This window comes from Trinickia camelliae (assembly GCF_053525655.1).
The window spans coordinates 138,868-151,999 of record NZ_JBCHAA010000005.1 but is presented as its reverse complement, the minus strand read 5'-3'; the positions used below and the strand labels follow the sequence as shown (position 1 = coordinate 151,999).

Below are 13,132 nucleotides of genomic sequence, written 5' to 3'. Positions count from 1 at the left end.
GCGCCCTACGGGTTTGCCCGCGACGGGCTTGAAGCCATACGGCGCAGTGATACGATGGCCGCCACTTCAACCATTGCGGGCGCCGTTCGAGAAAAACGGCCCCGCCGCCCCCGATGTCCGCCAATCGTTTCGACACGCTTGCGCTGCATGCCGGCGCAGCCCCAGACCCCACGACCGGCGCGCGCGCCACGCCGATCTACCAGACCACCTCCTTCTCGTTCCGCGACACCGACCACGCGGCAGCGCTCTTCAACATGGAGCGCTCAGGCCACGTCTATTCGCGGATCTCGAACCCGACCGTGGCCGTCTTCGAAGAGCGCGTGGCCGCGCTCGAGAACGGCGCGGGGGCGATCGGAACGGCGAGCGGGCAAGCCGCGCTGCATCTCGCGATCGCGACGCTGATGGGCGCCGGCTCGCACATCGTAGCGTCGAACGCGCTCTACGGCGGCTCGCATAACCTCCTGAACTACACGCTGCGGCGCTTCGGCGTCGAGACGACCTTCGTCAAGCCCGGCGATCTCGCGGGATGGCGCGCGGCGCTGCGGCCGAACACGCGCCTTCTGTTCGGCGAGACGCTCGGCAATCCTGGACTCGACGTCCTCGATATCGCCGCGGTTGCGCAGATCGCGCACGAGCATCGCGTGCCTCTCCTCGTCGATTCGACCTTCACCACGCCGTATCTGCTGAAGCCGTTCGAGCATGGCGCCGATTTCGTCTATCACTCGGCGACCAAATTCCTGGGCGGCCACGGCACGACCATCGGCGGCGTGCTGGTCGACGGCGGCACGTTCGACTTCGTCGCGTCGGGCCGCTTTCCGGAGCTGACCGAGCCGTACGACGGCTTTCACGGCATGGTGTTCGCCGAGGAAAGTACGGTTGCGCCGTTTCTGCTGCGCGCGCGCCGCGAAGGACTACGCGACTTCGGCGCCTGTCTGCACCCGCAAGCCGCATGGCAACTGCTGCAAGGCATCGAGACGCTGCCGCTGCGCATGGAACGGCACGTCGCCAACACGCGCCGCGTCGTCGAGTTCCTGGTGGCGCACGCGGCCGTCGAATCGGTCGCCTATCCGGAACTCGAGTCACATCCGGACCACGCGCTCGCCAAGCGTCTGCTGCCGCGCGGCGCGGGTGCCGTGTTCAGCTTCAACCTGCGCGGCGACCGCGCCGCGGGCCGCCGCTTCATCGAAGCGCTCACGCTGTTCTCGCATCTGGCGAACGTCGGCGATGCACGCTCGCTCGTCATCCACCCGGCGTCGACCACGCACTTCCGCATGGACGCCGCGGCGCTCGCCGCCGCCGGCATCACGGAAGGCACGATCCGCCTGTCGATCGGCCTCGAAGACCCCGACGACCTGATCGACGATCTCAAGCGCGCGCTCAAGGCCGCAGCGAAGTCGGCGGCAACGCCGGCGCCCGCGAACAAGGGGGCCGCATGATCATCGACCTCAACGGCGCCGCCGCTTACGCCTACACCGGCGGCAAGCGCTTCGACCGCGCCCTGCCCACTGCCGTGTTCATCCACGGCGCGCAGCACGACCACAGCGTCTGGGCGCTGCAAAGCCGCTATTTCGCGCATCACGGCTTCAACGTGCTGGCCGTCGATCTGCCCGGCCACAGCCGCAGCGCGGGCCCCGCCCTAACCAGCATCGGCGCGCTCGCCGACTGGCTCGCCGCGCTCCTCGATGCAGTGGGCGCCGACGCGGCGTTCGTCGCCGGGCACAGCATGGGCTCGCTCGTCGCGCTCGATTTTGCTGCCCGCTATCCGGCGCGCGCCGCCCGGCTCGCGCTCGTCGCGACGGCCGTGCCAATGGCCGTCTCCGACGCGCTGCTCGATGCGGCGCTCAATCGCGAAAGCGAGGCGATCGAGCTAGTCAACAACTGGTCGCATTCGACGATCGCCGCCAAGCCGTCGGCTCCCGGCCCCGGCTTCTGGCTGCACGGCATGAACCAGCGCCTGATGGAGCGCATCGCGGCAAACGGCGAACCGCAGCTCTTTCACACCGACTTTACGGCGTGCAATCAATATGCCGACGGGCTCGCACGCGCGGCGCAGGTGCGCTGCCCGGTGCGCCTCGTGCTCGGCAGAAAAGACGCGATGACGCCGCCGCGCGCCACGCGCGCGCTCGTGGACGCCCTGAGCGCGGCCGGCGTAGCGGTCGATACGGTGACGCTCGAGGCCGGCCACGCCCTGATGTCCGAACAGCCCGACGCCACGCTCGACGCGCTATTCAGCTTCGCAGCGCCGCTTCGCTCCGGAACCCAGCGTTGATTCACGATAACGGCATGTGGGCGACTGCACCATCGGCCGAATGGCCAAGTTGCGCGCCCGCACCAATCGCAGCAAAATGAATCTAACTATTTGATGGAATTGAATTTGCTCGATTGCTTGGCGCAGGCCGCGAACAGGCAATCAAGCCCGGAGCAAAGGAGGCGATGATGGCTCACACCGCTCAAACCGATCACTTCGCGAGTTTCGCGGAGTTCTATCCGTTTTATCTCGGGGAGCATCGCAACGTCACGTGCCGCCGGCTGCATTTCGTCGGTTCGCTGGGCGTGATCGGCTGCTTCGCGATGGCGATCGCAACCGGCGACTGGCTGTGGCTGCCGGCTGCGATCCTGTGCGGCTACGGCTTCGCGTGGATCGGCCACTTCGCGTTCGAGAAGAACCGCCCTGCCACTTTCCGCCACCCTCTCTACAGCCTCATGGGCGATTGGGTGATGTTCAAGGACATCTGCGTCGGGAAGATATCGCTGTAGCGGGCCAAGCCGGCGTTACAGCCCCGCCGCCTGGTGTGGCATCGTTTGCGCCGCGCCGGTGTCGTCGACGGCGAGCGTTTCGCGCGCCTTGCGTGCCGTCAGCAACGCCGCGAGAGAAATATCGAGCTTCTCGTTGTCGAGGGCGCCGAGCAAGCTCGTGCAATCGACACGCGTCGGAGCGAGCCGCAATTGATATTCGAGTTCGGCGCGATCAATCACGAACAGATCGAAAAGCCGGCCAACGGTAATCTGCGACGGATTCGCGAGCAGCACGTAACGCGCGAGCCGTCCGTCGCTTTCGAGACGCGCCACCCATTCCCGTTTGCTGAGCTGGGCGATCAGGTCGGTGGCGGTGTCCATGTCGCAGCGGAGCATGCGCGCGAGCTCCGGCACGGTGTGGCCTGGTTGACCCGCCTCGCGCGCCTCATCGAGACGCGCGAGCAGTTCGAGCGCGTCGAGCAGATCGCCGCCCGGATAGCGCTGCCGATGAAACTGGCCGATGCGTATCGCCGGCAGCGCCGATGCGATCATCGCGCCCGCAAGCGTGATGAACCAGCACAGGTACATCCACAGCAGAAACATCGGCACGGTCGCGAAGGCGCCATACACGGCCGTGTAAGTCGGAATCCGGCGGACGTAAAAGCCGAAGCCGCGCTTCGTCAATTCGAACGCGATCGCCGCGCATAGGCCGCCGACCGCCGCGTCGCGCCATTGCACGACGCAATTCGGCATGTAGACGTAGAGCATCGTGAACGCGAGCGCCGTGAGCGGCAGCGCCGCGCCGGTCAGCGCCCAGTCGATCAATGCCGAGACGCGCAAGCCGGCAAAGAACGGCGAGCGCGTGAACAAGTACGACGAGATCGAAAGACTCACGCCGATCAAAAGCGGCCCGAGCGTGACGATCGACCAATAGACGAGCACGCGCTGCGCAAACGGCCGCGACTTGGTCACGCGCCAGATCACGTTGAATGCCGACTCGACGGTCATCATCGTCATCACCGCCGTGACGAAGAGCACGATCATCCCCATCGTCGTGAGGCCCTTGGCCTTCGTCGCGAACTGGTTCAGATAGTTGAAGATCTGGTTGTTGATCTGGTCAGGCATCAGGTGGTCGGCGAGGAACCCCTGCAGCGAAGCCTGGAACGACGAGAAAATCGGAAACGCGGTAAAGAGGGCGAACGCCACCGTCGCGAGCGGCACGAGCGCGAGCATCGTCGTGAATGTGAGGCTGCCGGCCACTTGCGGAATACGGTCTTCGCTGCTGCGCTTCGCGGCGAACTGCGCAAGACGTTTGATCGTATCGAAATCCAGACTCAGCTTCGGCAAAAACCTTCTCCTATTTGGCGCCGGGCGCCAGGCAACGGGCATCTCAGCCTCCTATAATAGCCGCTCATCGATGAGCGCCCCTAGCGCTGCCGCTGCGCGTGAGCCCCCGGGCGGACCTCCCGCGGGGTGGAAAACGCGAGGCGGCCCGGCGGTTTCTTGAGAGGTTTATGAAAGACGTTCTTGTACTTTATTACAGCCGCCACGGCGCCACGCGCGAGTTGGCGCTCGCCATCGCGCAAGGCATCGACAGCGTCCCCGGCGTGCAGGCGCGCATCCGCACCGTGCCGCCCGTCTCGACCGTCTGCGAGGCGACGCAGCCCGACATCCCCGCTGACGGCCCGCCTTACGCGGAGCTTCGCGATCTCGAGGAATGCTCCGGTCTCGCGCTCGGCTCGCCGACCCGCTTCGGCAACATGGCCGCCTCGCTCAAATACTTTCTCGACGGCACGACGCCCCAGTGGCTATCGGGCGCGCTCGCCGGCAAGCCGGCCTGCGTGTTCACGTCGACGGGCAGCCTCCACGGCGGGCAGGAAACGACGCTGCTGTCGATGATGCTGCCCCTCCTCCATCACGGCATGCTGATCCTCGGCATCCCGTACACCGAGAGCACGCTCACCACGACGCAAGGCGGCGGCACGCCGTACGGCGCCTCGCATCACGCGCGCGCGGGCTCCGGCGACGGCGGCATCTCGGCTGACGAGAAGACGCTTGCGGTCGCGCTTGGCGTGCGCGTCGCGCGAGCCGCAGCCCAGCTCACCGAACGCGTGTAAGCGCAGCGGAATCGTCGATGCAGCCCACCGCACCCGCGACGCAGGCCGTCACCCAAGTGGTCCCGCGCCGCGGCTTCGCGTTAGGCGCGGCGCTTTCGCTCATCGCCTTGATCGCGCTCGCGATCGTCTGGGAGGGATGGCTCGCGCCGCTGCGCCCCGGCGGCTCGGCGCTCGTGCTGAAGGCCGTGCCGCTTCTCTTGCCGCTCATTGGCGTGCTCAAGCGCCGCGTCTACACGTTTCAATGGGCGTCGATGCTGATCCTCCTCTATTTCGCCGAGGGCATCGTGCGCGGCATGACCGACGGCGGGCTCTCCGCGCGGCTCGGATGGATCGAGGCGGCACTCGCCGTGACCTTCTTCATTTGCGCGCTGGGCTACGTCGCCCCGTTCAAGCGCGCCGCTCGCGCGGCCCGGCGCGGCGCCTGACCATAACGAAAGAAATACTTATGACCGATTCCGCCAACGCATCCCAACAGGCTTTCGTCGCGGCGTGCCGCGACGCGATCGGCGCGGTCAACGTGCTGACCGATGCGCACGACACCGCCTCCTATCTGACCGACTGGCGCCGCCGCTACAACGGCGCCGCCTGCGCCGTCCTGCGGCCGGCCAATACGCAGGAAGTCGCGGCGATAGTGCGGCTCGCCGTCGAGCATCGCGTCGCGCTCGTGCCGCAAGGCGGCAATACCGGGCTCGCAGGCGGCGCGACGCCGGACACGAGCGGCGCGCAAGCGGTCGTGAGCCTCGCGCGCCTGAATCGCGTGCGCGGGCTCGATCCGCACAACAACACGATCACCGTCGAAGCCGGCGTGATCCTCGCCGAAGTCCAAGCGCGGGCGCAAGAGGCCGGCCGGCTCTTTCCGCTATCCCTGGCCGCGGAAGGCAGCTGCACGATCGGCGGCAATCTCGCGACGAACGCGGGCGGCACCGGCGTGCTGCGCTACGGGAACGCACGCGAGCTGTGCCTCGGCCTCGAAGTCGTGACGCCGCAAGGCGAGATCTGGGACGGTCTGCGCGGCCTGCGCAAAGACAACACCGGCTACGATCTGCGCGATCTCTTCATCGGCGCCGAGGGCACGCTAGGCATCATCACGGCGGCCGTCATGAAGCTGCATCCGCAGCCGGCCGCGCGTGTGACGGCGCTCGCCGCACTGGAATCGCCGCATGCCGCACTCGATTTCCTGTCGCTCACGCAGCGCTTCACGGGGCCGCTTTTGACTGGCTTCGAATTGATGTCGGATTTCTGCCTGCGGCTCGTCGGCAAGCATTTCCCGCAGCTGCGCTATCCGTTCGACGCCCCGCATCGCCAGATCGTCCTGCTCGAACTGTCGGACAGCGAGAGCGAAGAGCACGCACGCGCGATCTTCGAGCGGCTGATGGAAACCGCGCTGGAAGATGGGCTCGTCGCCGATGCGGTCGTCGCCGAAAATCTCGCGCAATCGCGCGCGTTCTGGGACCTGCGCGAACACATTCCGCTCGCGCAAGCCGAGGAAGGCTTGAACATCAAGCACGATATCGCGGTGCCGATCTCGCGCATCGGCGCGTTCATCGACGAAACCGACGCCGCAATCGCGCACGCGATCCCCGGAGTGCGCATGGTCACGTTCGGCCATCTCGGCGACGGCAATCTGCACTACAACGTGCAGGCGCCGGAAGGCGGCGACGCAAGGGCCTTCCTCGCGCAGCATCAAGCGCCGATCAACCGGATCGTCTACGACAGCGTGCACAAGCACGGCGGCAGCATCAGCGCGGAGCACGGCCTCGGACAATTGAAGATCGACGAAGCCGCGCACTACAAATCGCCCGTCGAAGTGCGGCTCATGCAGGCGGTGAAAACGGCGCTCGATCCGCTCGGCCTGATGAATCCCGGCAAGGTGCTACGCTAAAGAAGCGTCGGCGGCGAGCCGCCCCCCCCAATCGAAACCGACCGAATCCGACCGGCAGGAGATGTACCCGTGAAAATCCGCGTGTTGTCCGATCTGCATCTCGAATGCGACGAGCCCGAGGTGATTGCGCACGCGAGCGCGGATCTCGTCGTGCTGGCCGGGGACATCCACAACCATGCGGAAGGTCTGCGCTGGGCCGCCGAGACGTTCGACGCGCAAGTGCCGGTCGTCTACGTGCCCGGCAACCACGAGTACTACGACGGCGAATTCGGCGCGCTGGAAACGGCGATGCGCGACGCGGCCCAAAGCGTCGACAACGTGCACTACCTGAACAACGGCGCGCTGATCGACCCGGATGGTCGCTGGCGCGTGCTCGGCACGACGCTATGGACGGATTTCGCGCTGTTCGGCGCGACCGATGACGAGCGCGCGCAATCGATCGCCGCGGCCGAAAAAGTCATGCTCGATTTTCGCGGGCTGATCCAGGTGGCGTGGCCAGGCAGCGGCAACGATGTGACGACAACGAGCGCCGGCGCCCCGCGCGATTTCACGCCGGCCGACACGCTCGCGCTGCACCGCCATGCGCGCGCATGGCTCGAAGCGGAACTGGCAAAACCTTTTGATGGAAAAACGATCGTCGTCACGCACCATGCGCCGCATCGGCTGAGCCTCGCGGCGCGTTACGCGAACGATTGGGCGTCGGCGGGATTCATCAGCGACCTGACGGCGCTGGTGCGCGAACCGGTCGCGCTGTGGATTCACGGACACACGCACACGGCGTTCGACTACACGGTGAACGGCACGCGTGTCGTTTGCAATCCGCGCGGCTACGTGGACCGCAGGACCCGGCGTCTGGAGAACCCGGATTTCGCTTGGGATAAGGTCGTCGAGATCTGACTTATCGCGTCACGCGCTTGGCCGCGCGGTGCACGGGAACCAGCATGAGCTGCGGCACGTATTTCAGGCGGCGCAGCAAGTCGCGCGACGCGGCGATTCCGATCAGACCAAACATGACGGCAACGCCGATCAGCACATGCGTATCCATGAGTTCCCTTCTTTCGATGTGTAGGCAGTCACGACACGGTAGCAAATCGTTTGTCGGCGAGGCGTAAAGAAATGTTGCCGCACAGCAAATCTGTAACAGCCATTGATCAGCGGCCTATTGCACGCTATGGCACGCCAGGCCGCCGGTGTATTCATCTCTTCGCCGCTCAAGTCCGGGCAAACTGGCGCAGCGTAGCCTGATCGGCAGCGAGCGTCGCGGGTAGCTCTTCACGCAGGAAATCGACCCAGGTGCGGATCTTCGCGTCGAGGTACTGGCGCGACGGATACAGCGCATAAACATTCATCGGCTGCGACGTGTACTCGGGCAAAATCCACACGAGCTCGCCGCTCTTGAGCCATTGAATCGCCGAGTAGGTCGGCAGGACGGAAATGCCCATACCTTCGCGCACCGCGACCGCCATGGCCTCGGCGACATTGACCTGGAACGTCGACGGCGGCAGGGAGAAGACCTCCTGTCCATTGGGGCCGTCGAAAGTCCATTTGCCGGCCGCGAGCGTCGGCGCAACCATGTGCAGGCAGACATGATGTTCGAGATCCGCAGGAACCTTGGGCACGCCGCGCTCCTCGAGATACGCCGGCGCCGCGCATGCCACGCTGAACGCGCTGCCGAGACGGTGCGAGACGAGCCCCGAGTCCGGCAAGTCGTAGCCGAGCACGAGCGACACGTCGTAGCCTTCGTCGAGCAGGTCGGGAATGCGATTCGAGAGCGTCAGGTCGATATCGACATCGGGATAGCGCTGGCGGTAGCGGCCGATGGCCGGCACCACGTAGTGCATGCCGAAGCTGCTCATCGCGTGCATCTTGAGCTTGCCGGACGGATGCGCGTGCGCGTCGCCCGCCTCGGCCTCCGCCTGGTCGACGTAGGCGAGAATCTGCTCGCAGCGTTGCAGGTAGCGCTCGCCGGCTTCGGTGAGCGCAATGCGGCGCGTCGTACGGTTCAGGAGCCGCGTGCGCAGATGAGTTTCCAGGTCGGAGACGGCACGCGACGCGTAAGCGGTCGTCGTGTTCAAGTGCTGCGCGGCGGCCGTGAAGCTCCCCGCTTCGACGACTCGGACGAATACGCGCATGTTTTGCAGCGTGTCCATACTATTCCTTCTTTGAATTCTGGCCGATTGTTACACAATCTGAAATATCGATTGTCTCAGTTTCCGTAAAGAACCATTACATTTTTACTTGTTATTCGATAATCTCTCAAAAAATATAATTCATATTAGGTTTATATACTCATTTAAGGAGAGAATCGTGCGGTCTCCGGTAACGAAAGGAAGCGTTGCGCTCGCCTTTCTTGCACTCTCAATAATAATCGCCGGATGCGCCAGTACCGGAGGCATCGCACCGCAAAGCAAAGCGGCCGACGCGTCTTCGTTCGACATCGGCAACGCGGTACGCGCCGCCGACGCCAATGCCAAATGGCCCGCCGCCGACTGGTGGCGCGCCTACGGCGATCCGCAATTGAACTCGCTCGTCGACGCCGCCCGCGCGGGCAGCCCGACGCTCGCGGCCGCGCAGGCGCGCGTGCGCTCGGCGATGGCGCTGGCGGGCCGCGCCCAGGCGGCGCTGGCGCCGCAGGTCAACGGCAGCCTGTCGGTGACGCGCGAGCATTGGCCGGATGATCCGACCTTTTATGGCCCGGGTACGCTGGCGAACACGAACTCCTGGAACAACAGCGCGAGCATCGGCCTCTCCTATCACCTCGACCTTTGGGGCGCCGACAAGAACGCGCTCGAACGCGCGCTCGACGCCGCCCACGCACAGGCCGCCGACGCGCGCACCGCGCAGCTCGAACTCGAAGTCAATGTCGTGCGCGCGTATGTCGATTTGTCGAAGAACTACGCGCTGCTCGATATCGCGAAGCAAGTGCTCGAACAGCAGAAGCAGTTGGCGGCGCTCGCGCACCGGCGTCTCGCGGGCGGCCTCGGCACCCAGCTCGAAGTGAGCCAGACCGAAGCCCCGCTCCCCGAATACGAGCGGCAGATCGATGCGATCGAGGAATCGATCGCGCTCGACCGCAATCAGCTCGCCGCCCTGCTCGGCAAGGGCCCGGGCGCGGGCGACGCGATCACGCGGCCCACGCTGTCGCTGGCGATGCAGGCGGGCCTGCCGTCCACGCTGCCAGCCGAACTGATCGGCCATCGCCCGGACATCGTCGCGGCCCGCTGGACCGTGGCGGCGCAAGCGCGGGGCATCGACGTCGCGAAGGCCGCGTTCTATCCGAACATCAATCTCGCCGCTTCGCTTGGCGGCTACGCCACGGGCGGCCCGCTCTTCCAGTTCCTGAATGCGGCAAACGGCAGCTGGACCGCCGGGCCCGCCCTGTCGCTGCCGATCTTCGACGGCGGCGCGCGGCGCAGCGAGTTCGGCGCGGCGACCGCAGGCTACGACCTCGCGGTAGAGAACTACAACCAGACGATCGTCAGCGCGTTGAAGGACGTCTCCGACCAGGTCGTGCGGATACGCTCGCTCGCGACACAGGAACAGGACGCGCAGCGCTCCGTGGCGGCGGCCAAGAAGAGCTTCGACCTCTCGCGGGAAGGCTATCGGCGCGGGCTCACCGACTACGTCAACGTGATCGTCGCCGAATCGCAGTGGCTCAGCGCGCAGCAAGGCGTCGCGCGCATTCAGGCCGAGCAGCTCGTCGCGCACGCGTCGCTGATGGCGGCGCTCGGCGGCGGGCTCGACGATCCGGCGAACGGTCCGAGCGCCGCCGATACGGTACCAGGCCACACGACGGCCGCCCAACGGGCGGTGTCGACGGTGGCGGAAGCCGTTTCGTCGACAGCGGCCAAGGCCGCCAAGGCGGCGGCCGGCACTCCGGCGGCCGGCGCTCCGGCGGCCGGCGCTCCGGCGTCGCCCAATCCGGCGCAGGCGCCCGCGGCCGAACCCGCCGCGCCGGCCCCCGCACAATAAGGCGCGCCGGCCATGTCCGCCCCTTCTTCCTCCTCGTTGCAGCGAACGCCGCGCACGCTTCGCGACTGGTACGCGATCTTCAGCGATTGGGCGCGCACCGACGGCGCCACGTGGATCTATGTCTTCAAGGCGCTGCTCGCGGCATTCCTCACGCTGCTGATCGCGATGCGGCTCGAGATGTCGCAGCCCAAAACAGCGATGGCGACCGCGTTTATCGTGATGCAGCCGCAAAGCGGCGCCGTGCTCGCTAAAAGCTTCTACCGTTTTTGCGGCACGCTGATCGGACTCGTCGCCACATTGGTCTTCGTCGGGCTTTTCGCGCAGCAGCCCGAAGTCTTCCTGGCGGCGCTCGCGATCTGGGTCGGCATCTGCACGGCCGGCGCCGCACGCAACCGCAACTTCCGTTCGTACGGCTTCCTGCTCGCCGGCTACACGGCGGCGCTGATCGGCCTGCCCGCTGCGCAGTCGCCTAACGGCGCGTTCCTGTCGGCGCTCACGCGGGCCTCGGAAGTCTCGCTCGGCGTCGCCTGCGCAGGCATCGTCAGCGCGCTCGTGTTCCCGCAGCACACGGGAGAGCAGATGCGCACCACCGTGCGTGCGCGCTTTTCCGCGTTCGTGGATTATGTGTCGGCGGCGTTCTCGGGCCGCGTCCAACGCAATTACATCGAGACAACCAACGCGCGTTTTCTCGTCGACATCGTCGGCTTCGAGGCCATGCGCAGCATGACGCAGTTCGAAGGTCCCGACGCGCGCCAGCGCAGCGGCCAGCTCTCGCGCCTGAACAGCGAGTTCATGTCGGCGTCGACGCGCTTTCACGCGCTGCATCAGCTGATGAACCGCCTGCACGACGCCGGCGCCACCGAGGCGATCAACGCGCTCGAGCCGTACTTCAAGGAAATCGCGCCGCTCCTGACGAAGACGGGCGAGCCGGTGCTGACAGCGCTCGACGCGCAGGTCACGGCGGAACAACTGCAAGCCTACAAGGCGACACTGCCGCGCCGCGTGCGCGAACAGCGCGCCGCCTTCGAAAACCGCCCCGATTTCCCGCTGCTCGAGTTCGATACGGCCTCCGAGATGCTGTACCGCTTCATCGACGACCTGCAAAAGTACGCGCAAACGTACGGCTCGCTCGCGTCAGCCGAGGCGAGGCCGCGCGAGCGCTGGATCGAGCATTACGAGCCGAAGACCAATCACATTCAGGTGATCGTCGCCGGCGTGCGCGGCGCCATCGTGATGGCCGCGCTCAGCTGGTTCTGGCTCTGGACGGCGTGGCCGAGCGGCACGATGCTCGTGTCGACGGCGGCGGCGATCTGCGCGCTCGCCTCCTCTGCGCCGAATCCAACGCGCATGTCGGCGCAGATGGGTGTCGGCATCGCAGCGTCAGTGGTTGCCGCCTTTATTTGCGAGTTCGGCGTCTACCCGCATATCGACGGCTTCCCGATGCTGTGCGTCGCGCTCACACCGTTTCTGGCATTCGGCATCTATGTATCGACGCGCCGCGGCCTGGCGGGCTATGGCGCCGGCTACCTGATCTTCTTCTGCAACCTGGCCGGCCCGGACAACGTCATCAACTACGATCCCTCGGGCTTCATGAACGACGCGATCGCGCTCGTCATGTCGACGATCGTCGCGGCAATCGCATTCGCGATTTTGCTGCCGCCCGCCACGCCGTGGCTGCGCAACCACTTGTTCGCCGACATGCGGCGGCAGGTCCTGATGGCTTGCAGCGCCGGGCTCGAGCGCGTGCGCTCCCGCTTCGAGAGCGGCACGCGCGATCTGGCGTTCCAGGCGCACAGCCTCGCCGAAGACGAACCCGAAGTGCGGCGCGACACGCTGCGCTGGCTCGTCGCCGTGCTCGAAGTCGGCAATGCGATCATCGATCTGCGCCAGGAGCTCGCGACACTGCCTCGCGATCCGCGCTACGCCGAGACAATGCCGTGGCGCCAGACCGTCCAGAAGACGCGCGAAGCGATCACCTCGCTCTTCTCGAGGCCGGACGCGCAGCGCCTCGACGCCGCGCTCGCCGCGACCGGCGATGCGATCGCCGCCGTCCAGCAGACGCTCATCGCCTTCGAGCCGCCGCGAGACGAGCGGCGCCAACTGCAACGCATCCTGAGCCATCTCCACTTCATGCGCTCGGCGCTGCTCGATCCGCAGTCGCCGCTCGAGCACTTCGTGGGCAAGCGCCAGCGCCCCGCCGCGGCACAACCTTCGGGAGAGCCCCATGCCTCGTGAAATCGCCGTACTCGACGCCTATGTGCCGACCATCCTGCTGCTGTGCGTAATCGGCGCGGCGCTGACCTGGGCGCTCGATCGCGTCCTCGCCTGGACCGGCCTGTACCGCGTCGTCTGGCATCCCTCGTTGTTCCGGGCGAGCCTGCTCGTCTGCATCTGCGGCGTGCTGGGGCTCGCCGTCTATCGTTGA

General features: G+C 66.3%; 13 protein-coding genes. 10 read left to right on the top strand and 3 right to left on the bottom strand.

The features are described from left to right. Positions 1 to 113 precede the first annotated feature (113 nt). The 3 genes from AAHK20_RS10925 (at position 114) to AAHK20_RS10915 (ending at position 2,757) form a co-directional block, all read left to right on the top strand. Positions 114 to 1,436 carry an O-acetylhomoserine aminocarboxypropyltransferase gene (locus AAHK20_RS10925; RefSeq protein WP_449181466.1) on the top strand — a complete coding sequence of 441 codons (1,323 nt, stop codon included), beginning with the start codon at positions 114 to 116 and terminating at the stop codon, positions 1,434 to 1,436. After that, on the top strand, positions 1,433 to 2,269 hold the full coding sequence (locus tag AAHK20_RS10920) for an alpha/beta fold hydrolase (protein WP_449181465.1): 837 nt from the start codon (positions 1,433 to 1,435) through the stop codon (positions 2,267 to 2,269). Before AAHK20_RS10925 ends, AAHK20_RS10920 begins: the two co-directional genes overlap by 4 nt. Before the next feature lie 167 nt (positions 2,270 to 2,436). Then, positions 2,437 to 2,757, top strand: a complete 321-nt coding sequence (locus AAHK20_RS10915; RefSeq protein ID WP_449181464.1) for an Mpo1-like protein — start codon at positions 2,437 to 2,439, stop codon at positions 2,755 to 2,757. A gap of 15 nt (positions 2,758 to 2,772) precedes the next feature. Here AAHK20_RS10915 and AAHK20_RS10910 read toward each other — a convergent pair whose 3' ends face one another. Next, complete coding sequence (locus tag AAHK20_RS10910) at positions 2,773 to 4,125, bottom strand: YihY family inner membrane protein (RefSeq protein WP_449181463.1); 1,353 nt, start codon at positions 4,123 to 4,125, stop codon at positions 2,773 to 2,775. A 125-nt stretch (positions 4,126 to 4,250) separates the two neighbouring features. Here AAHK20_RS10910 and wrbA point away from each other — a divergent pair, with 125 nt between their 5' ends. The 4 genes from wrbA (at position 4,251) to AAHK20_RS10890 (ending at position 7,632) form a co-directional block, all read left to right on the top strand. Beyond that, complete coding sequence (wrbA, locus tag AAHK20_RS10905) at positions 4,251 to 4,853, top strand: NAD(P)H:quinone oxidoreductase (protein ID WP_449181462.1); 603 nt, start codon at positions 4,251 to 4,253, stop codon at positions 4,851 to 4,853. 17 nt (positions 4,854 to 4,870) lie between these two features. Further along, on the top strand, positions 4,871 to 5,278 hold the full coding sequence (locus AAHK20_RS10900; RefSeq protein ID WP_449181461.1) for a DUF2069 domain-containing protein: 408 nt from the start codon (positions 4,871 to 4,873) through the stop codon (positions 5,276 to 5,278). Positions 5,279 to 5,298: 20 nt separating this feature from the next. Next, entirely contained in the window at positions 5,299 to 6,735 is a 1,437-nt protein-coding gene (locus AAHK20_RS10895) for an FAD-binding oxidoreductase (RefSeq protein ID WP_449181460.1), read from the top strand. Positions 6,736 to 6,804: 69 nt separating this feature from the next. Further along, positions 6,805 to 7,632 carry a metallophosphoesterase gene (locus AAHK20_RS10890; RefSeq protein ID WP_449181459.1) on the top strand — a complete coding sequence of 276 codons (828 nt, stop codon included), beginning with the start codon at positions 6,805 to 6,807 and terminating at the stop codon, positions 7,630 to 7,632. A gap of 1 nt (position 7,633) precedes the next feature. Here the strand turns inward: AAHK20_RS10890 and AAHK20_RS10885 are convergent, their stop codons facing one another. Both AAHK20_RS10885 and AAHK20_RS10880 read right to left on the bottom strand, forming a co-directional pair. Beyond that, positions 7,634 to 7,780: a hypothetical protein gene (locus AAHK20_RS10885; RefSeq protein ID WP_449181458.1), complete on the bottom strand. Its 147-nt coding sequence runs from the start codon at positions 7,778 to 7,780 to the stop codon at positions 7,634 to 7,636. Positions 7,781 to 7,946: 166 nt separating this feature from the next. Further along, positions 7,947 to 8,885, bottom strand: coding sequence for a LysR family transcriptional regulator (locus AAHK20_RS10880; RefSeq protein ID WP_449181457.1), 939 nt, complete (start codon positions 8,883 to 8,885; stop codon positions 7,947 to 7,949). Between the two features lie 157 nt (positions 8,886 to 9,042). Here AAHK20_RS10880 and AAHK20_RS10875 point away from each other — a divergent pair, with 157 nt between their 5' ends. The 3 genes from AAHK20_RS10875 to AAHK20_RS10865 are packed head-to-tail and all read left to right on the top strand — an operon-like array spanning position 9,043 to position 13,132. Next, entirely contained in the window at positions 9,043 to 10,707 is a 1,665-nt protein-coding gene (locus AAHK20_RS10875; protein ID WP_449181456.1) for an efflux transporter outer membrane subunit, read from the top strand. A 12-nt stretch (positions 10,708 to 10,719) separates the two neighbouring features. Beyond that, complete coding sequence (locus AAHK20_RS10870) at positions 10,720 to 12,942, top strand: FUSC family protein (RefSeq protein ID WP_449181455.1); 2,223 nt, start codon at positions 10,720 to 10,722, stop codon at positions 12,940 to 12,942. Beyond that, a complete protein-coding gene (locus AAHK20_RS10865; RefSeq protein ID WP_449181454.1) occupies positions 12,932 to 13,132 on the top strand; it encodes a DUF1656 domain-containing protein in 201 nt (66 codons plus the stop codon). The genes AAHK20_RS10870 and AAHK20_RS10865 overlap by 11 nt, the downstream gene beginning before the upstream one ends.

Excerpts from the sequence above, each read along its gene's own strand:
- AAHK20_RS10925 (WP_449181466.1), top strand. The coding sequence starts at position 114 with ATGTCCGCCAATCGTTTCGACACGCTTGCGCTGCATGCCGGCGCAGCC.
- AAHK20_RS10920 (WP_449181465.1), top strand. The coding sequence starts at position 1,433 with ATGATCATCGACCTCAACGGCGCCGCCGCTTACGCCTACACCGGCGGC.
- AAHK20_RS10915 (WP_449181464.1), top strand. The coding sequence starts at position 2,437 with ATGGCTCACACCGCTCAAACCGATCACTTCGCGAGTTTCGCGGAGTTC.
- AAHK20_RS10910 (WP_449181463.1), bottom strand. The coding sequence starts at position 4,125 with ATGCCCGTTGCCTGGCGCCCGGCGCCAAATAGGAGAAGGTTTTTGCCG.
- wrbA (WP_449181462.1), top strand. The coding sequence starts at position 4,251 with ATGAAAGACGTTCTTGTACTTTATTACAGCCGCCACGGCGCCACGCGC.
- AAHK20_RS10900 (WP_449181461.1), top strand. The coding sequence starts at position 4,871 with ATGCAGCCCACCGCACCCGCGACGCAGGCCGTCACCCAAGTGGTCCCG.
- AAHK20_RS10895 (WP_449181460.1), top strand. The coding sequence starts at position 5,299 with ATGACCGATTCCGCCAACGCATCCCAACAGGCTTTCGTCGCGGCGTGC.
- AAHK20_RS10885 (WP_449181458.1), bottom strand. The coding sequence starts at position 7,780 with ATGGATACGCATGTGCTGATCGGCGTTGCCGTCATGTTTGGTCTGATC.
- AAHK20_RS10880 (WP_449181457.1), bottom strand. The coding sequence starts at position 8,885 with ATGGACACGCTGCAAAACATGCGCGTATTCGTCCGAGTCGTCGAAGCG.
- AAHK20_RS10870 (WP_449181455.1), top strand. The coding sequence starts at position 10,720 with ATGTCCGCCCCTTCTTCCTCCTCGTTGCAGCGAACGCCGCGCACGCTT.
- AAHK20_RS10865 (WP_449181454.1), top strand. The coding sequence starts at position 12,932 with ATGCCTCGTGAAATCGCCGTACTCGACGCCTATGTGCCGACCATCCTG.